The sequence below is a fragment of the Lonepinella sp. BR2357 genome, from assembly GCF_051851525.1.
Lineage (GTDB): Bacteria > Pseudomonadota > Gammaproteobacteria > Enterobacterales > Pasteurellaceae > Lonepinella.
In genome coordinates this window covers 50,427-69,559 of sequence record NZ_JBPDVG010000007.1, presented here as the reverse complement: position 1 = coordinate 69,559, position 19,133 = coordinate 50,427, and the positions used below count along the sequence as shown (strand labels likewise).

The window sequence follows — 19,133 nt, the reverse complement described above, 5'->3', positions numbered from 1 at the left end:
ACCCTCTCCCATAGGGAGAGGGGGATTTTTTTATAATCATTAACAATAAAACTGCGGTGAAAAAATGACAAATAATTTACCCAATCAACCCACAGGTTCAGACTATTTAAAAGCGGTCTTAAGTTCCAAAGTCTATGAATTAGCACAAGTTACCCCCTTGCAACCCATGCAAAAATTATCGGAAAAATTGGGCAATCAAATTTTGGTGAAACGTGAAGATCGTCAACCTGTGCATAGTTTCAAATTGCGTGGTGCTTATGCCATGATTGCAGGTTTAACCGAACAACAAAAAGCAGCTGGCGTAATTACCGCCTCTGCTGGCAATCACGCTCAGGGTGTTGCCTTATCTGCTCAACATTTAGGTCTAAAAGCCTTAATTGTGATGCCACAAAATACACCGTCAATTAAGGTTGATGCGGTGCGTAGTTTTGGTGGTGAAGTCTTTTTATACGGTGCCAATTTTGACGAGGCCAAAGCCAAATCCATTGAGCTGTCGCAAACCAAACAAATGACCCTGATCCCACCATTCGATCATCCTGCCGTGATCGCAGGGCAAGGTTCATTAGCCATGGAATTATTACAGCAAAATAGCCATATCGACCGTATTTTTGTACCCGTCGGCGGTGGTGGTTTAGCCGCTGGAATTGCGGTGTTAATCAAGCAACTTTTACCTGAAATTAAAGTGATTGGTGTCGAAAGTAAAGACAGTGCTTGTTTATATGCCGCATTAAAAGCAGGTGAGCCAACAGACTTAGAGCGTGTCGGTTTATTTGCTGACGGCGTAGCGGTCAAACGTATTGGAGATGAAACCTTCCGTCTATGCCAGCAATATCTTGATGATGTGGTGCTAGTAAACGGTGATGAAATCTGTGCGGCCATGAAAGACATGTTTGAAAATGTCCGTGCCGTATCTGAACCCTCAGGGGCGTTGTCGTTAGCGGGCCTGAAAAAATACGTTAAACAACATAATATTCAAGGCGAAACCTTAGTCAACGTGCTATCTGGTGCTAACCTGAATTTCCATACTTTGCGTTATGTGTCTGAACGTTGTGAGATCGGCGAAAAACAAGAGGCATTGTTTGCCGTCACCATTCCAGAACAACAGGGCAGTTTCTTAAAATTCTGTCAAATTCTTGGGCAAAATCCGGTGACGGAATTTAACTATCGTTATGCAGATGAAAAACAGGCCTGTATTTTTGTGGGCGTGCGTATTACAGGTGAACAAGAAAAACAAGCGATACTCAAACAGCTCCGTGATAATGGTTATAATGTACAAGATTTATCCGATGATGAAATAGCCAAAACCCATATTCGTTATATGATCGGTGGACGTTCAAACAGCCAGTTAAACGAACGTTTATATAGTTTTGAATTCCCTGAACAAAAAGGAGCATTGCTCAATTTCTTAGCCACCTTGAATACTACCAATACCAATATTTCACTGTTCCATTATCGTGCTCATGGTGCAGATTATGGCAATGTGTTAGCGGGTTTCCAAGTGGGAAAAGACAATCTTTCAGTATTTACGCAACAGCTCGAAAAAATCGGTTACAGCTATCAAGATGTCACGGAAAGTGTGGCTTATCGGTATTTTCTAGTGGGGTAAAAACTGACTGAAAAAATACCGCATTTTTCCAACTTAGGTACACGTATTTTCCGTTTATCGTGACTATCTTGGCAGATATACAAAAGGGGCGTATTCAATAATACGCCCCTACTATTTATTGGTTAAATCGTTAATTATTTAACAATTTTTGCTACCACGCCAGCACCAACGGTACGGCCACCCTCACGGATAGCGAAACGTAAACCTTGGTCCATGGCGATTGGGTGGATTAGGCTAACTGTCATTTTGATGTTGTCGCCTGGCATTACCATTTCCACGCCTTCTGGTAATTCGATTGTACCTGTTACGTCAGTTGTACGGAAGTAGAACTGTGGACGGTAACCTTTGAAGAATGGAGTATGACGTCCGCCTTCTTCTTTTGATAATACGTAAACTTCTGATTCAAAGTCGGTGTGTGGGGTGATTGAACCTGGTTTAGCCAATACTTGACCACGTTCGATTTCTTCACGTTTGGTACCACGTAATAATGCACCGATGTTTTCACCTGCACGACCTTCGTCAAGTAATTTACGGAACATTTCAACACCCGTTACGGTTGTTTTTGTGGTATCTTTGATACCAACAATTTCAACTTCATCACCAGTACGTACGATACCACGTTCTACACGACCAGTAACAACGGTACCACGACCAGAGATTGAGAACACGTCTTCAATTGGTAATAAGAACGGTTGGTCAATTGCACGTTCTGGTTCTGGGATGTAAGTATCTAAGTGGTTAGCTAACTCAACGATTTTTTCTTCCCATTCTGCTTCGCCTTCAAGGGCTTTTAAGGCAGAACCACGTACGATTGGCGTATCGTCGCCAGGGAAATCGTATTGTGAAAGTAATTCACGTACTTCCATTTCGACTAATTCTAATAACTCTTCGTCATCTACCATGTCGCATTTGTTTAAGAATACGATGATGTATGGCACGCCTACTTGGCGACCTAATAAGATGTGTTCACGAGTTTGTGGCATTGGGCCATCTGTTGCTGCAACGACTAAGATTGCACCGTCCATTTGTGCCGCACCAGTGATCATGTTTTTAACATAGTCGGCGTGTCCCGGACAGTCAACGTGTGCGTAGTGACGAGTTGGGGTATCGTATTCAACGTGTGAAGTGTTGATGGTGATACCACGTGCTTTTTCTTCTGGTGCGTTATCGATTTGGTCGAATGCACGAGCTGAACCGCCGTATTTTTTTGCTAATACAGTGGTAATTGCTGCTGTTAAAGTTGTTTTACCATGGTCAACGTGGCCGATTGTACCCACGTTAACGTGCGGTTTTGTACGTTCAAATTTTTCTTTAGACACTTTTCAGTTTCCTTTTGTTGGTCCCTAAAACTGCGGTGCAATTTTAGGGAGTTTTTGTTAAATAAAGTTTTATTTACGACGAGATTCGATTACTGCCTCAGCCACGTTTTTCGGTGCTTCAGCATATTTTAACGGTTCCATTGAGTAAGATGCACGACCTTGGGTTTGTGAACGCAAGTCAGTGGCATAACCGAACATTTCGGATAATGGCACTTCGGCATTGATTTTCACCACAAATTCGTTGGCTTCTTGACCGTTCACCATGGCACGACGACGGCTTAAGTCACCGATTACATCACCCACGTAGTCTGGTGGAGTTTCCACTTCAACTTTCATGATTGGCTCAAGTAACACTGGGTTTGCACGGTTAAATGCAGATTTAAATGCTAATGATGCAGCCAATTTAAACGCTAACTCAGAGGAGTCAACATCATGGTATGAACCGAAGTGTAAACGAACACCTAAATCCACGACTGGGTAGCCCGCTAATGGACCTGATTTAAGTTGTTCTTGGATACCTTTATCAACCGCTGGGATGTATTCACCAGGGATTACACCACCTTTGATTTCGTTGACGAATTCATAACCCGGACCTTCTGGATCTAATGGGTACATATCGATCACAACGTGACCATATTGACCACGACCACCAGATTGTTTTGCGTGTTTACCTTCCACATCGTTAACACGAGTGCGGATAGTTTCACGGTAAGATACTTGTGGTTTACCGATATTGGCTTCCACTTTGAACTCACGACGCATACGGTCAACGATAATATCTAAGTGTAACTCACCCATACCTGAAATGATGGTTTCGCCAGACTCTTCATCCGTGTGAACACGGAATGACGGGTCTTCTTGGGCTAAACGACCTAAAGCAAGACCCATTTTTTCTTGGTCAGCTTTAGTTTTTGGTTCAACCGCTACAGAGATTACGGGCTCTGGGAATTCCATACGTTCAAGAATAATTGGTTTATTCATATCACATAAGGTATCACCAGTACCGACTTCTTTTAAGCCGATGGCTGCGGCGATATCGCCCGCACGGACTTCTTTGATTTCTTCACGTTTGTTAGCGTGCATTTGTACGATACGACCGAAACGTTCACGTTTATCTTTCACTGAGTTTAAGATCGTTGCACCAGATTCAACCACACCAGAGTAAACACGGAAGAAAGTTAAGTTACCTACGAATGGGTCAGTGGCAATTTTGAATGCCAATGCCGCAAATGGTTCATCATCACTTGCGTGACGTTCACCTTCGGTTTCATCTGGGTTGATACCTTTGATAGATTCGATATCAGTTGGTGCTGGCAAGTAATCAATTACCGCATCAAGCATGGCTTGAACGCCTTTGTTTTTGAACGCTGAACCACAAGTCACTAAGATGATCTCAGTGGCTAAGGCACGTTGACGTAAACCGGTTTTGATTTCTTCTTCAGTTAATTCTTCACCACCTAAGTATTTTTCCATTAACTCTTCTGAAGATTCCGCTGCGGCTTCAACAAGGTTTTGATGCCATTCTTCACAAGCATCAGCCATGTCTGCAGGAATATCTTCATAAGTGAATGTCATACCTTGGTCAGCTTCGTTCCAGTTGATCGCTTTCATTTTTAACAAATCAACCACACCCGTGAAGTTATCTTCTGCACCGATTGGAAGTTGTAAAGGAACGGCATTACCACCTAAGCGAGTTTTGATTTGCTCAACCACACGTAGGAAGTTTGCACCTGTACGGTCCATTTTGTTGACGAACGCAATACGTGGTACTTTATATTTGTTAGCTTGACGCCATACGGTTTCAGATTGTGGTTGAACACCACCTACCGCACAGTACACCATTACCGCACCATCAAGTACACGCATTGAACGTTCTACTTCGATAGTGAAGTCAACGTGTCCCGGAGTGTCGATTACGTTGATACGGTGTTGTGGATATTGTTGTGACATACCAGACCAGAATGCAGTCGTTGCCGCAGAGGTGATGGTGATACCACGTTCTTGTTCTTGTTCCATCCAGTCCATTGTGGCGGCACCGTCGTGTACTTCACCGATTTTGTGACTTACACCAGTATAGAACAAAATACGCTCAGTAGTAGTTGTTTTACCCGCATCGATGTGCGCACTGATACCGATATTACGGTAAAGTGATATAGGGGTTGTACGAGCCATTATTATTACCTTGTTTTGGTTTAATTAAATTCTTTATATGGGTAAGGCTTCACCGCCAAAATGCCTGATGAAGCCTTGAATAAATACCGTGATCTGATTACCAACGATAGTGAGCAAACGCTTTGTTTGCTTCAGCCATACGATGAACATCTTCACGTTTTTTCACTGCTGCACCTTTGTTGTCAGCAGCGTCTGAAAGTTCGTTAGCTAAACGTAATGCCATGGATTTATCTCCACGTTTACGTGCTGCCTCAACGATCCAACGCATACCTAATGCGTTACGACGAGTTGGGCGAACTTCTACTGGTACTTGGTATGTAGAACCACCAACACGACGAGATTTAACCTCGACGGTTGGGCGTACGTTTTCTAATGCCACTTCAAAGGCTTCTAACGCATCTTTTTCGGTACGTTGTGCTAAAGTGTCTAACGCATCATAAACGATAGATTCTGCGATAGATTTTTTACCATCTACCATTAATACATTAATAAATTTCGCAAGTAATTCTGAACCGAACTTCGGATCTGGAAGAATTTTGCGTGGTTCAATACGACGACGACGTGGCATTGCTATTTCTCCGTTGTTTTTTCTTCAGGATACCCAAAACTCATCTTGTGCTTTCGCATGTTGACTGGAGTTTATGGTTTAAATGTTTAATTTAGACGTTTGGCCTTACTTAACGGAGAACCATTAAGCTTTAGGACGTTTAACGCCGTATTTAGAACGTGCTTGTTTACGATCTTTTACGCCAGCACAGTCTAATGCACCACGCACGGTGTGATAACGCACACCTGGTAAATCTTTAACACGACCACCACGGATAAGCACAACACTGTGCTCTTGAAGGTTATGACCTTCACCGCCGATATAAGAGGTTACTTCGTAACCGTTAGTTAAACGAATACGGCATACTTTACGTAATGCTGAGTTCGGTTTTTTAGGTGTAGTAGTGTACACACGAGTACAAACGCCACGTTTTTGTGGGCAAGCCTCTAATGCAGGTACATTACTTTTCACAACCTTTTTCACACGCGGTTTGCGTACTAGCTGGTTGATAGTTGCCATTAATAGACTCCAGTTTAATTAAATTCAAAATGAATATGTTTTTTTGTTTAAATCTATTCCATAAAGAAATAGACGTGGAATTCTAATCCTGAAAAGGATCATTGTCAAGAATTAAGCCATTTTTCCATCAAATTCTCCGCACACCGCCCTTTTTTAAAATAATTTCAAAAAAATTACACCTGACATATTTACACTGATATTAAATTCAGATATTATAACTGTACAAATAAACAAAACAACTATACAAGGAAACATTATGAAACAACTCGACATTCGTTTTGTCAAAGAACGTGACAATAAAAAATTAGAATACCAAATGGCACTCGTTGAACGTTTACAACAGGTTCTACCTCAACGCATTGCGGAAAAATTTTCAGATGTTAACGTCCGCATTCGTTTTTCCAGTTCATCAGGTGCAGATATTTCAGGCTTTCGAGATTCTGATGAAAAGCAACGTTTTACGGAATATTTAGAAGAATTATGGATGGATGATTCTATTTTAGAAATGTAGAAATAAGAGAGAAAAAAGAGTGCGGTGAAAAACAATCACCTTTTTCACCGCACTTCAACCAAGATCAAAAGAGAAATTAGATCGCTCTTGTGCCTAATTGGAAGATCACCACTTCGGCTTGACAGCTAAAAGTGAAATTTCCTGTCAATCGGAACCCGCCCTCTACGGGGGTAATATCACTTTCAATTTGACAAGGTTCATCTTCACTTTCTGTATCACGGGCTTTTTGTACCAATTTTGCTAATGCTTTTTCTGCCTCTTCTTGAGTCACATAAATTTTATCAAATTGTGCTGAACGTTCGCTATTATCAATAATTGAACCAACGTCAAAAGTATTACAACCTACGCATTCAATGGGTTTATCTGATTTCATGGCTATTCCTATTTTAATAATGAAAGACTGGGGTTACTTTAATACTAAATGCTTTGGGGATCAACCTTTTCCACTCAATAACAATAAAAAACCCTTGTAAATACAAGGGTTTTGTTAAAAATATGTTATATTAAACTGCGGTCATTATTTCACAAGTTTCGGCTTAATCACAGAATACAACACACCTGTCACTAATGAACCGACTGCAATTGCACATAAATACATCAATGGTTGTGAGACCAACGGCACGACAAATACCCCACCGTGCGGTGCAGGTAAGCTGATATTTAAGCTCATTGAAATGGCCCCCGCTGTCGCACCACCGAGTACGCTTGATAAAATCACACGTAATGGGTCAGCCGCCACAAATGGCAAGGCACCCTCAGAGATAAAGCAAAGTCCTAACACAAAACCGGCATTACCCGCATTGCGTTGAGCGTCGTCAAATTTACTTCGAGCAATCCATGTGGCAATGGCCATCCCAATCGGTGGCACCATACCTGCAGCCATCACCGCTGCCATTGGTGTCGTAATACCGGATGTTATCAAACCCGTACCAAACACATAAGCCGCTTTATTGACTGGGCCACCCATATCGATACACATCATACCGCCGAGCAAAGCACCAAATAAAATGGCATTAGTTGAACCTAAACCGGCTAACCAACTTTCTAACCATTTCATGGCAAAAGCTACCGGTGGATTTAAATAATGAATCAACAACCAACCCACAATAGCGGTACCAAACAATGGCAAAATTAAAATCGGTTTTAACGCACTCATGCTGGCCGGTAATTTGATAAATTGGTTTAATCCTTTCACCACATAACCAGCAAGGAAACCAGCGATAATCCCGCCTAAAATCCCAGCACCAGCACTGGCAGCAAGCGAACCACCGACTAAACCGACTGCCAATCCGGGACGGTCGGCAATGGAATATGCCACATAACCGGCGAACACGGCAATCATCAAACCAAATGCCGCACCACCCAATGTCATCATATCGTGACCAAAGGTACCTACATTTTCTTCATTACCTACGTAAATACCACCAAGGGCAAAAGCAATAGCAATCAATAAACCACCTGCGACGACAATCGGCAACATGTGCGACACGCCTGTCATTAGATGTTTATAAAATCCTTTGCGTTCAGTTTTAGCCGTTTCGTTTTTCTCTCCACTGGCTGGCTGATAAATTTTCGCTTCCACAAAGGCTTTTTCAAATTCCTGTGCGGTTTTCTTTAAAGCTAATCCCGTAGAAGTCCGATACATCGGTTTGCCTTGGAATTTATCCAAATCTACATCAATATCCGCTGCCACAAAGACTAAATCTGCTTTAGCCAGTTCTTCATCAGTAATCGGCGTGCCTGCCCCCACTTGACCTCGAGTTTCCACTCGTACATTCCAACCCATTTTTTTACCATAGGTTTCAATGGCTTCAGCAGACATAAAGGTATGTGCCACACCGGTTGGGCAAGCGGTTACCGCCACAATATTACGTCCAGAAATTGTGCCATTTTGCACCGCAGTTTGTGCTGGTGCAACATAATCCACCGCATTATTGTGTACCTGTTCTAAAGCTGATTCAGGAGATTGGAAAGCGGTTTCTATCTCTACTAACGCCACTTTTTTACCTGAAAGTGCGGTTAAATTGGGTAAGGTTTTCCCCACCACTAAGGCTACATCCGCAGATTCTGCTTGTTCGATGAGCTCAACACCTTGAGTTTGAGCGATTTGAGTTAAACGTTGACGGATTAAAAAGGCTTTGGCCTGTCCAACGTTTTCAGAAAATGTAATAAAAATACGCATAATTTATCCTTCAATAACCGTGATTTTAACTTGTTGCAAAATAGGATCGAGCAATGTTGGATCACTCACGCCCACGTTACTTTGCGATACAGCAAAAGCAGATACCGCACTAGCAAATACCAAAGTATCGGCTTGTGAAAGCTGATTCACCACACCATAAATTAACCCTGCCACCATGGAATCGCCTGCCCCCACCGTACTCACCACATTTTCACAACGTGGCGGTTCGGCTCGCACAATACATTGTTCACTCAACCAAACCGAGCCTTTCGACCCCATAGAAATCACCACATTCGCAATGCCTTGTGCTTGCAATTTTTTGGCTGCTTGAATAATTTCATCAACAGAATTTAACGGCTGACCGATCCAAGCCTCCAATTCACGGTGATTAGGTTTAACCAACCACGGATTAGCCGTTAGTCCTGCTGTCAATGCTGCATTGGAACTGTCTAACACGACTTTCACACCGACGTTAGCTAATTGTTTTAACCAATCGGCAAATTGTTCAGGACTCACACCACGTGGCAAACTGCCACATACCGCCACAATGTCAAACTGTCGGCAATAATCTAATGATGAAATCACAAAGGTTTGCCAATCTTGCGGTTGCACTTGATAACCTAAGAAATTCAGGTCGGTCACATCCGCCTCGGTTTCAGTAATTTTGACATTAATTCGTGTTTTGCCTGCAATACGTTGAAAGCGATCTTCTAAGCCAAGGCTTTGGAATAGATGTTCAAAATCGCCCACATTATCTTCGCCTAAAAAACCACCCACGGCGACGTTCACGCCTAAATCATTGAGTACTTTGGCGACATTAATGCCCTTGCCAGCAGGAAATAACCCTAGCGTTTCCACTTGGTTGACTTCGCCCAATTCAATACGAGCCAAACGCCCGACCAAATCATAGGCAGTATTGAGCGTAATGGTTGCTACTTTTTTGCTCATCATTACTCCCCTAAACCCGCAGCAATCGCCGCACCGATACCGTCAATGGCTTGTTGAGCCTGTTCGCCAGTCGCCACAAAACGTAAGCGATGTCCTTTAACGGCACCTAAAGACACAATTTTCATCGCACTTTTCGCACTCACTAAGGCACCACCACGATCTAGGTTTTGCACGAGTACAGTCGCATTATATTTTTTCACTTCATTAACTAACACGGCTCCAGGGCGAGCATGTACACCATGTTCATTTTTAATCGTAAACGTCCCTTCGACTTCTTGGGCAGAATTTGTATCCGCTACGTTTACAGGTTCAACAACCACCGCTTCGCCATTTAATGCGGAGACAATTTTTGTCACTGAACCTTGCAATAAACATTGTTGCACTGGTGGATCTAGCAAACGAGATAACACCTGATTTACACCCTCATCTTTAGCAGAAACCGTAATTACCACTAATGGATGATTTTTGGCTCGGCTCACGGCTAACCCATTTTTCAGATTTCCTTGCGAACTGTCAGTTAACCATAAACCTTGCCCTAACGGTAACGCAGATGAACTTACTACGTCAGAAACAAAGGATTTTTCCACCGCACCTTGACGTTCTAAATTGCCGGCATTAATCGCCGTTAACGTCAACAGATTATCGGTTTCCACATTTAGCATAATCGTTTCAGCAGACACCACTAAATTTTGGTTCTCTCCTAATAATAACGCACGGAACTTGCTCACGTCCGACTCTTTCGCCAATCTAGCAGCAGTGTCTTCATCCCCTAAAATTTGGGTTAATTGACGCAACAAGGTTAAATGTTCATCAGAACGGGCCGCAATCGCAATCACCACATAAGCGATATTGCCCTCACTCCATTCAATCCCTTGAGGGAATTGAAACACCGCCACGCCAGTTTGTTTCACCAAGTCACGAGTTTCCAATGTACCGTGAGGAATCGCAATCCCGTTGCCTAAAAAGGTCGAGGTTTGCTGTTCACGAGCTAACATACCTTGCACATACGCTGGATCCACTAATCCAGTGTTGCTCAAGGCCGCTGCAGCCATCTCAATGGCTTGTTGTTTATTCTCCGCCGTTTGAGCGAGATGAATATAATTTTCAGGTAAATTAAACATTCAGCATGTCTCCTTAAAAATAAAAAAGAGTTAGATACTCAACGCACCTAACTCACCACGTTATTTACAAACACTGAGCAATTCTTCACTGCCTTTACTCAAGTATTCATCATCTTCCGATTTTACACGATCTTTTTGCAGATCTCGCATCGCATCATAAATCCCCTGTGTCATACTTGGACGATCAATTTTAGACCAACAATCCGCACTTAAACGACTAAAATTATTCTGCAAATCAGAGGCAAACACCACGCCGCTATAATACGCATGCACATTGCTATCAATGCCCGAGGCCAATTTGGCTTTCACTTGTTCCACCGACACTAAAATTCTACCTAAATACCAATCATTCACCCCGCTAGTAAAAGAATTGACATCATAATCCGCTTGCACCGTGCCTTTATAGGTTTGTGCCGCCGCAGAATAAGCCACCGCATAAGACTTCTGATCAATCTGTTCTTTATCCAAATTAATCACGGTTTTCTCACTGCCCATAAACGGAATATAAGACGTCACTGATGAACAGCCAACCAAACAGGCCACCGCCAACATCAGTGATAATTTTTTTAACATAAGTCCTCCTTTCGACTAACGACTTGTTCCACATTATAACGCTAGTCCGCCATATCACCAACAAAAAGCCTCGATTTATCGCCAATCTATATTTTGTATTTGTTTTATGCGCCTTTTTCCCCTAAACTATAAGCGTCACTTTATTCAGAACAATAAACAAGATTATGCGCTTATTAATTCTCCTCCTTACTGCGGTATTACTGATTTTCCAATACGATTTTTGGTTCGGTAAAAATGGCTACTTGGATAACCAACAGGCTAGCGAAGACATTGCGCTAAAAAAAGAAGAAAATAAAAAACTCGAACAACGCAATCAGCTCATTTTAGCGGAAGTCAATGATTTAAAAGATGGCGTGAACGCCATTCAAGAACGAGCCAGACAACAATACGAAATGGTCAAACCTAACGAAACCTTTTATCGCATTGTAAAAGAAAATAAATAATGGCAAAAAATCAACAAAAATTCACCGCACTTTTCGCCTCGTCCCCTCGCCGAATTGTGGCTGTCGTGCCAGCAGCGGGTATTGGCGCTCGCATGCAAGCGGATAAACCCAAACAATATCTGTGTATTCAAGGCAAAACGATTTTAGAACACAGCGTCACCGCCTTGCTCACTCACCCCGCCCAGATTGAACAAGTGATTTTAGCCGTAGCGCCCCATGATCCCTATTTAGCCGATTTGCCTTTTTTAAACGATCCTCGCATTGTTCTGGTTCAAGGTGGCGAAACCCGTGCCGACAGCGTACTCAACGGATTAACGCATATTGTACCAAGCGACAACACATGGGTACTTGTGCATGATGCCGCACGACCTTGTTTAACCCACACAGATATTGATCAATTATTGGCCATCCAAGATCCCAACGGTGCAATTCTGGCCATTCCAGCCGTCGACACCATCAAGCGAGCCACGGCCACACAACAAATTCAACAAACTGAAGACCGCAACCACATTTGGCTTGCCCAGACCCCGCAATTTTTTCCTGTGGATTTATTACGTAAAGCATTACAAACTGCATTACAACAAGGATTAGCCATTACCGATGAGGCCTCCGCCATGGAACTCGCGGAATTTCAACCGCACTTAGTGACTGGCCGAACCGATAATATCAAAGTAACACGTCCTGAAGACTTAGCCTTGGCTGAATTTTATTTATCGCAACATTCTGAAGCGTATTAGAGTGCGGTGAAAAATGACGGATTTTTGACTATCGACTTTTCAGTGGTGAAATATTGCGCTTTGTAGCACCTTTTATTAGAATAAGAATGTCTTATCTTGGCACTTATTAATTTATATAAATTAATATCAACATTGGAAACCTAAAATGAACTTCGTCTTCGCCGCCGACAAAAATTACTTGCCACATTTTGAAACCGTTTTAAAATCGGTAATGTGTTATCATGAAAATGTGCATATCTTTTTATTTATCAACGAACCGCTGGATGAGGAATTTCTCCAACGTATCGGTTACTATATGCAAAAAAGAAACAGCCGATTTTTTTACTATATATTATCGGCAACAGATTTAGCAGGACTTAAAAATAATGGGCATATCACCACCACAACCTATGCTCGCTATTTTATCAACCGCTTATTGCCCCACCAAAAAGATAACCGCTGGTGTTATTTAGATATTGATACTATAGTGAATGGCGACTTGACTCACGTTTTTGATTTAATGCAAAATCCTGCACAGCACAGCACAGCACAGCACAGCAAGCGTATCTTATGGCATAGCTGCTGTCAAGGACGCATTGCTTTGGCAGCCTGAATATTATTTTAATGCTGGCGTACTCTTTTTTAACTCCGATTTATGGCATTTGGACGAGCATATTTTACTCAAAACCACTTTTGACAATCCACAATTCAAACACGGCGATCAGGACGTATTGAACTTACTTATTGGTGATCAGTATTTCTCATTAGATCAAGGTTATAATTACCAACAAGCCTATGCTTTTCCCGATATTATTCAATTTACTCAAGGGAAAAAAACGCAATTTTCGTTTCCGAAAATTATTCACTATACCGACAATTTAAAGCCTTGGAATAAACCGAATCACGCAGGCTTGATTTATAATTTCAAAAATGCTCTGCTCAACAATTATCAAACCCGATATTTATATTTTAGCAATATCCACGATTTTTATGCTTCTTTGCCGTGGAATGAAATTGTGGATATGCCATTAAATTATTTTCAATCAATTGTAAAGCAGTTGTATAAAATGAATTTTGATTATGCCATTCAGGGGAATGCGGAGATTGAGTTGGTGAATTAGGTGATGTTTTTATGGTTATATCTATAAAAAGTTTATGATTTATTAAAGTTTTTATGGTTGAAACCATAAAAACTTTTGTTTATAATGCGGTTTTTATGGTTATACCCCTAAGGATTTGTGATGATTAAACGCCCAAACTACCTTGCCGAATTCAAACCGTTCATAGATAAGCCCCTAATCAAAGTGATTACAGGCTTACGCCGTTCGGGAAAATCTACCGTGCTTAAAATGTTGCAAGATGAATTATTGCAAAAAGGCGTACTGAGCGAACAAATCATTTATCTCAATTTTGAAAGTTTTGCAGTGGCGGAATTAAAAACCGCCGAAAAGCTGTATCAATTTGTGCAAAATAAAATCCAAACTCAGCAAAAATATTATATTTTGCTTGATGAAATCCAAGAAGTAACTGAGTGGGAAAAAGCCATCAATGCCTTTATGGTTGATTTTAATGTGGATTTATATCTCACTGGATCAAATTCACATTTATTATCGTCTGAACTTTCTACTTATTTGGCTGGGCGTTATATTGAAATTCCGATTTCTACCCTTTCTTTTTTAGAATTTTTAGATTTTAAACAGCATTATTCTAGAGAGCAATTTTCCCCATTGCAATATTTTAATGAATATCTCAAAAAAGGCGGTTTTCCTGTGGTGCATACTGCCGATTTTAATGAAGAAACTGCATATAAAATCGTGCAAGATATTTATACTTCGGTGATTTTGCGAGATACCATACAACGGCATAAAATCCGTGATGTGGAATTATTAGAACGTATTATTCGCTATGCTTTTGATAATATCGGCAATACGTTTTCAGGTAAAAATGTGGCGGATTATTTTAAAAGCCAACAACGCAAAGTGGATTTAAACACCGTTTATAATTATTTGAATGCTTTAGAAAGTGCTTTTATTTTACATAAAGTCAGCCGTTTTGATATTCACGGCAAAGAAATTTTAAAAACACAGGAAAAGTTTTATTTAGGCGATATTTCCCTGCTTTATGCCACAATGGGTTTTCGTATCAGTTTAATTGCTGGTATTTTAGAAAATATCATTTTTTTAGAACTTAAACGGCGTGGCTATCAGGTTTATATCGGCAAACTAGGCGATAAAGAAATTGATTTTATCGCTCAAAAACAGCAAGAAAAAATCTATATTCAAGTTTCGTATAAATTAGAAAGTGAACAAACCATACAGCGTGAATTTTCGCCCTTGCAAAGCATCAAGGATCATTACCCTAAATATGTGATTACGATGGACGAATTATTCAATGAAAATATAGACGGCATAAAACATTGTCATATTATGGATTTTTTGCAAATGGCGTGGTGATTTTTTCTTTGCAAAATCCCCCTAAAAAATCACCGCACATTGGCGACATTTACAAAATGGGTTACAATAGCTCATTCATTCACAGCCTATAGGTATTTTATGAACTTTGTTTTTGCCGCCGACAAAAATTACTTACCGCATTTTGAAACCGTATTAAAATCGGTGATGTGTTATCACGAAAATGTCTATATTTTCCTACTGATGAATGAAGCACCACCGACTGAATTTATTGAAAAAATTAACTACTATTTAAACAAAAGAAATAGCAGGCTACTCTATTATGTGCTGAGTGAAAAAGACTTTGCAGGGTTACAAGGCTTGGGGCGGTATAGCAATATGATGTTTGCTCGTTATTTTATTGCTCGCTTATTTCCCCATCAAAAAGATAACCGTTGGTGTTATTTAGATATTGATATTGTGGTCAATGAAAATTTAACCCCTATTTTTGAGTTAATGAATGGTTATGCCATCGCAGCAGTAAAAGAAAAAAGTTTGCCTAATTATCCCGCTTATTTTAATTCTGGCGTCTTGTTTTTTAATTCTGATTTATGGTGGCTTAACGAGCAAACCCTAATTCAAACCACGCAACAAATGCCGAATCTTAGCTTTCCAGATCAAGAAGTATTAAATCACGTTATTCAAGACAACTATTACCCAATTGCTGAAAAATACAATTATCAAATTCGTTTTTTGTATAAAGATATCGCCCAATTTTTAAAAGGTGAACAATCTCAATTTGTATTCCCTGCAATTTTGCATTTTTCGGAAAGTACAAAACCTTGGCATAATCATAATGGAACTTTGCTTTGGAATATCAACTTTGATGATCTTGATGTACACATTCAAACCCATTTGCTTTATGGGCATAATTTATTTGATTTTTACGCCAGTTTAAATTGGGAAATGATTGTGAATTTACCCATTCAATCCTTTAAAACGGTCGCCAAACAGCTATATAAGCAGAATTTTGATTATGCAGCGCAAGGCGTGGCGGAGATTGCGTTACTGGATTAAGCGATAAGTTTAGGGTTATAACCCAAAAAAGTTTTGAATTTTTGAATGTTTTTATGGTTACAACCCTAAAAACTTTTATATAACAATTTGATAGGTGTTTTATGAACTTCGTTTTTGCCGCCGACAATAACTACTTACCCCATTTTGAAACCGTTCTAAAATCGGTGATGTGTTATCACGAAAATGTGAATGTTTTTTTATTTCACAGTGAAGAAATTTCTTCCTATTTTTTAGATAAAATGGTCTATTATCTAAAAAAACGAAATAGCAAATTATTTCACTATTTTCTAAATGAACACACGCTTGCAGGATTACAAGGAAATGGACGTTTTACCAATGCGGCTTATGGTCGTTATTTTGTCAGTCGGCTATTTCCTTATCAAAACGATCATCGCTGGTGTTATTTAGATATTGATATTGTGGTCAATGATAATTTAACCCACGTTTTTGAGCAAATGGAAACATCGCAAAATCAGCCTTATGCTATTGCTGCGGTTGAAGATGCCCTACCTTGGTCGCCTGCACATTATTTTAATTCAGGGGTATTATTTTTTAATTCTGATTTATGGAATTTAGATGAAAATAAGCTCATTCAAACCACGTTAAACAATCCACAATTTAAATATGCCGATCAAGACGCTTTAAATTTGCTGATTGGTGAAAATTATCTTCACCTAACACCAAGCTATAATTACCAATTCCGCCACGCCTATCCTGATATGATTCAGTTTATCAACGGCGAAAAAAATCAATTTGTTTTTCCTAAGATTATTCATTATACGGAAAGTGTGAAACCGTGGCATCGTGGAGATGACAGTATGGTTTTTTGGCTTTTTGATAATCTCACGACAGAAACAGAAAGGTATCAAACCGAGTATCTTCACTTTGCTAATTTACACGATTTTTACGCCAGTTTATCTTGGAATGCAGTGGTTAATATGCCGTTAAATTATTTTAGACCAATGGTGAAACAGTTATATCTACAAAATTTTGATTATGTTGTGAAAGGTAAGGCGGATGTTGAACTCATTGAATAATTTGAAAAAAGGTAGTAAAAAATCACCGCACATTTTTCAACGTGCGGTGATTTTATTTGCCTAATTCTACAAATTACAGTGAATTTTGAATATCAATCACAAAGCGATATTTCACATCACTTTTTAGCATACGCTCATACGCATCGTTAATATCCGCCATATTGATCATTTCCACATCAGACACAATATTATGCTCACCGCAGAAATCTAATAGTTCTTGGGTTTCTTTGATGCCGCCAATCAGCGAGCCTGCAATGGAACGTCTGCCAAAAACCATCGGCACAGTTGATAATTCAGGGTGATTGCCGATAAGTCCAACGAATACCAATGTTCCATCTAGGGCAAGAGTCGGCATATAAGGATTAACATCGTGGCTGTATGGCACGGTATCAATGATTAAATCAAACTGATTTGCTGCCGCTTTCATCTGCTCTTCATCGGTTGAAACGATGATTTGGCTTGCCCCTAAACGCAAGGCATCTTGTGATTTTTCAGGGGATCGCGTGAACAATGCCACTTCCGCACCCAGTGCTTTCGCCAGTTTAATCGCCATATGCCCCAAACCACCCAAGCCGATAACCGCCACTTTTGAGCCTTTGCCCACGTTCCAGTGGCGAAGTGGCGACCAAGTGGTAATCCCTGCACACAACACTGGCGGCACGGCTTTGGCATCTAAATTTTCAGGCACGCTTAACACAAAGGCATCACTCACGATGATTTCTTTGCTATAACCGCCGTAAGTCGGGGTGTGATCGTGGCGATCGTGTCCGCCATAAGTTTGGGTTGAACCTTGTTCGCAGAACTGTTCTAAATCTTGCTGGCAAGGGTTGCAAGTACGACAAGAATCTACTAAACAGCCCACGCCCACTAAGTCGCCCACTTTAAATTTGCTCACGTCCGAGCCAACCGCTTTCACACGTCCCACAATTTCGTGCCCTGGTACAACGGGGAATTGCGACACGCCCCAGTCGTTGCGAGCCATATGTAAATCCGAGTGGCACACGCCAGTATAAAGAATGTCAATTTGCACATCGTCCGCACGCAAAGCACGGCGTGGTACATTAAAAGGAACGAGTGGCTGGTCAGCCGCGATAGCTGCGAAGCCTTTTACAGTGTAAGTCATCATTTTTTCCTGTTTTGTTTAAAAATTAAAGGGATTATAACATTTGTGGATTAAGGCTTATAGCACCGCTTTGTAACTAGCAAGGGTGTTCATCGCCATGGTTTTCAGCAAGCCAGTATCCGCTCCCACGCCTAAGAAACGCACGCCCATATCCGCATATTTTTTCGCCTGTTCAGGGGTTAAAGCAATCGTCCCCACAATCACGCCAAGCTCTTGGATACGCTTAATCATATAATCCATTGCGGCTTCCACTTCGGGGTGAAAAATGTTCAAACCGTGCCCCATATCTACCGCCAAATCAATCGGCCCGAGAAAAATCGCCCCCACGCCTTTGGTTGTGGCAATGGCTTCTAAATTTTCCATTCCCTTTTTGCTTTCAATCTGCAAAATCATCATCGATTCGGCTTCAATGCGATCTTGATAATCCATATACGCCCCAAAACGGCTGGCACGCACGGCAGGTGCACCCATTCCACGATTGCCACGCCCTGGGTAGCTCGCCCAGTACATAATCTGTTCAGCTTCTTCGCCAGTTTCCACTTTTGGGAAGATGATATTTTGCACGCCGCTGTCCATTAACTGCTTGATAATGCCAGAGTTTGCATCAGGCACACGCACCACAGGGGTCATTCCATAAGGGGCAATGGCACGGCACGCATCTAAAATGGTTTGAATAGTATGCGGCCCGTGTTCAGCGTCAATAAATAACCAGTCGTAATCGGTGGTTGCCAACACTTCCGCCACGTCCGCCGATGTGGTTTCAAAGCCCACACCAAATTGTAATTTGCCTGCTTCTACATTATGTTTGAAGCTGTTGTGAAGATAATCTTGTAAAATTGCCATAGTTAA

The 19,133-nt window shown here is 41.0% G+C and carries 19 protein-coding genes and 1 pseudogene; 9 read left to right on the top strand and 11 right to left on the bottom strand.

All coding sequences use genetic code 11. The annotated features are described in order from the left end of the window. Positions 1-64: 64 nt before the first annotated feature. The gene (gene ilvA, locus ACTG7L_RS05940) at positions 65-1,606 is read left to right on the top strand and encodes a threonine ammonia-lyase, biosynthetic (RefSeq protein ID WP_439327813.1); all 1,542 of its coding nucleotides are present in this window, start codon (positions 65-67) and stop codon (positions 1,604-1,606) included. A 134-nt stretch (positions 1,607-1,740) separates the two neighbouring features. On the opposite strand, the gene tuf is transcribed toward ilvA, so the two are convergent. The 4 genes from tuf to rpsL all read right to left on the bottom strand — a co-directional run bounded on the left by tuf (position 1,741) and on the right by rpsL (position 6,163). After that, on the bottom strand, positions 1,741-2,925 hold the full coding sequence (gene tuf / locus ACTG7L_RS05935; RefSeq protein WP_439327812.1) for an elongation factor Tu: 1,185 nt from the start codon (positions 2,923-2,925) through the stop codon (positions 1,741-1,743). 69 nt (positions 2,926-2,994) lie between these two features. Beyond that, on the bottom strand, positions 2,995-5,097 hold the full coding sequence (gene fusA, locus ACTG7L_RS05930) for an elongation factor G (protein WP_439327811.1): 2,103 nt from the start codon (positions 5,095-5,097) through the stop codon (positions 2,995-2,997). 97 nt (positions 5,098-5,194) lie between these two features. Then, positions 5,195-5,665, bottom strand: a complete 471-nt coding sequence (gene rpsG / locus ACTG7L_RS05925) for a 30S ribosomal protein S7 (protein ID WP_439240344.1) — start codon at positions 5,663-5,665, stop codon at positions 5,195-5,197. A gap of 123 nt (positions 5,666-5,788) precedes the next feature. Further along, on the bottom strand, positions 5,789-6,163 hold the full coding sequence (gene rpsL / locus ACTG7L_RS05920) for a 30S ribosomal protein S12 (protein ID WP_034616415.1): 375 nt from the start codon (positions 6,161-6,163) through the stop codon (positions 5,789-5,791). Between the two features lie 256 nt (positions 6,164-6,419). Here rpsL and ACTG7L_RS05915 point away from each other — a divergent pair, with 256 nt between their 5' ends. After that, complete coding sequence (locus ACTG7L_RS05915; RefSeq protein ID WP_439240348.1) at positions 6,420-6,674, top strand: DinI-like family protein; 255 nt, start codon at positions 6,420-6,422, stop codon at positions 6,672-6,674. 76 nt (positions 6,675-6,750) lie between these two features. Here the strand turns inward: ACTG7L_RS05915 and ACTG7L_RS05910 are convergent, their stop codons facing one another. From ACTG7L_RS05910 to ACTG7L_RS05890, 5 genes and pseudogenes are all read right to left on the bottom strand, one after another. Next, positions 6,751-7,047 carry a YfcZ/YiiS family protein gene (locus tag ACTG7L_RS05910; protein ID WP_439240350.1) on the bottom strand — a complete coding sequence of 99 codons (297 nt, stop codon included), beginning with the start codon at positions 7,045-7,047 and terminating at the stop codon, positions 6,751-6,753. A gap of 144 nt (positions 7,048-7,191) precedes the next feature. Then, the gene (locus tag ACTG7L_RS05905) at positions 7,192-8,856 is read right to left on the bottom strand and encodes a fructose-specific PTS transporter subunit EIIC (protein ID WP_439327810.1); all 1,665 of its coding nucleotides are present in this window, start codon (positions 8,854-8,856) and stop codon (positions 7,192-7,194) included. 3 nt (positions 8,857-8,859) lie between these two features. Next, complete coding sequence (gene fruK / locus ACTG7L_RS05900) at positions 8,860-9,804, bottom strand: 1-phosphofructokinase (protein WP_439327809.1); 945 nt, start codon at positions 9,802-9,804, stop codon at positions 8,860-8,862. Positions 9,805-9,809: 5 nt separating this feature from the next. Then, positions 9,810-10,925, bottom strand: a pseudogene (gene fruB / locus ACTG7L_RS05895) (fused PTS fructose transporter subunit IIA/HPr protein); the annotation flags it as partial. A gap of 60 nt (positions 10,926-10,985) precedes the next feature. Then, the gene (locus ACTG7L_RS05890) at positions 10,986-11,498 is read right to left on the bottom strand and encodes a hypothetical protein (protein ID WP_439327808.1); all 513 of its coding nucleotides are present in this window, start codon (positions 11,496-11,498) and stop codon (positions 10,986-10,988) included. A gap of 164 nt (positions 11,499-11,662) precedes the next feature. On the opposite strand from ACTG7L_RS05890, the gene ftsB reads away from it, so the two are divergent. From ftsB to ACTG7L_RS05855, 7 genes are all read left to right on the top strand, one after another. Continuing rightward, entirely contained in the window at positions 11,663-11,941 is a 279-nt protein-coding gene (gene ftsB / locus ACTG7L_RS05885) for a cell division protein FtsB (RefSeq protein WP_439240364.1), read from the top strand. After that, positions 11,941-12,678 (top strand): 2-C-methyl-D-erythritol 4-phosphate cytidylyltransferase, encoded by a 738-nt coding sequence (gene ispD, locus ACTG7L_RS05880; RefSeq protein WP_439327807.1) that lies wholly within the window; start codon positions 11,941-11,943, stop codon positions 12,676-12,678. The genes ftsB and ispD overlap by 1 nt, the downstream gene beginning before the upstream one ends. 145 nt (positions 12,679-12,823) lie before the next feature. Further along, positions 12,824-13,270 carry a glycosyltransferase gene (locus ACTG7L_RS05875; RefSeq protein ID WP_439327806.1) on the top strand — a complete coding sequence of 149 codons (447 nt, stop codon included), beginning with the start codon at positions 12,824-12,826 and terminating at the stop codon, positions 13,268-13,270. Next, positions 13,254-13,778, top strand: a complete 525-nt coding sequence (locus ACTG7L_RS05870) for a glycosyltransferase (RefSeq protein WP_439327805.1) — start codon at positions 13,254-13,256, stop codon at positions 13,776-13,778. The genes ACTG7L_RS05875 and ACTG7L_RS05870 overlap by 17 nt, the downstream gene beginning before the upstream one ends. Before the next feature lie 120 nt (positions 13,779-13,898). After that, positions 13,899-15,110 carry an ATP-binding protein gene (locus tag ACTG7L_RS05865; protein ID WP_439327804.1) on the top strand — a complete coding sequence of 404 codons (1,212 nt, stop codon included), beginning with the start codon at positions 13,899-13,901 and terminating at the stop codon, positions 15,108-15,110. Between the two features lie 99 nt (positions 15,111-15,209). Next, a complete protein-coding gene (locus ACTG7L_RS05860; RefSeq protein WP_439327803.1) occupies positions 15,210-16,124 on the top strand; it encodes a glycosyltransferase family 8 protein in 915 nt (304 codons plus the stop codon). Positions 16,125-16,225: 101 nt separating this feature from the next. Then, entirely contained in the window at positions 16,226-17,161 is a 936-nt protein-coding gene (locus ACTG7L_RS05855; RefSeq protein WP_439327802.1) for a glycosyltransferase family 8 protein, read from the top strand. A gap of 73 nt (positions 17,162-17,234) precedes the next feature. On the opposite strand, the gene ACTG7L_RS05850 is transcribed toward ACTG7L_RS05855, so the two are convergent. Both ACTG7L_RS05850 and ACTG7L_RS05845 read right to left on the bottom strand, forming a co-directional pair. Further along, a complete protein-coding gene (locus ACTG7L_RS05850; RefSeq protein WP_439327801.1) occupies positions 17,235-18,287 on the bottom strand; it encodes an NAD(P)-dependent alcohol dehydrogenase in 1,053 nt (350 codons plus the stop codon). Positions 18,288-18,341: 54 nt separating this feature from the next. Next, positions 18,342-19,127: an HpcH/HpaI aldolase family protein gene (locus tag ACTG7L_RS05845; protein WP_439327800.1), complete on the bottom strand. Its 786-nt coding sequence runs from the start codon at positions 19,125-19,127 to the stop codon at positions 18,342-18,344. Between the last annotated feature and the right edge of the window lie 6 nt (positions 19,128-19,133).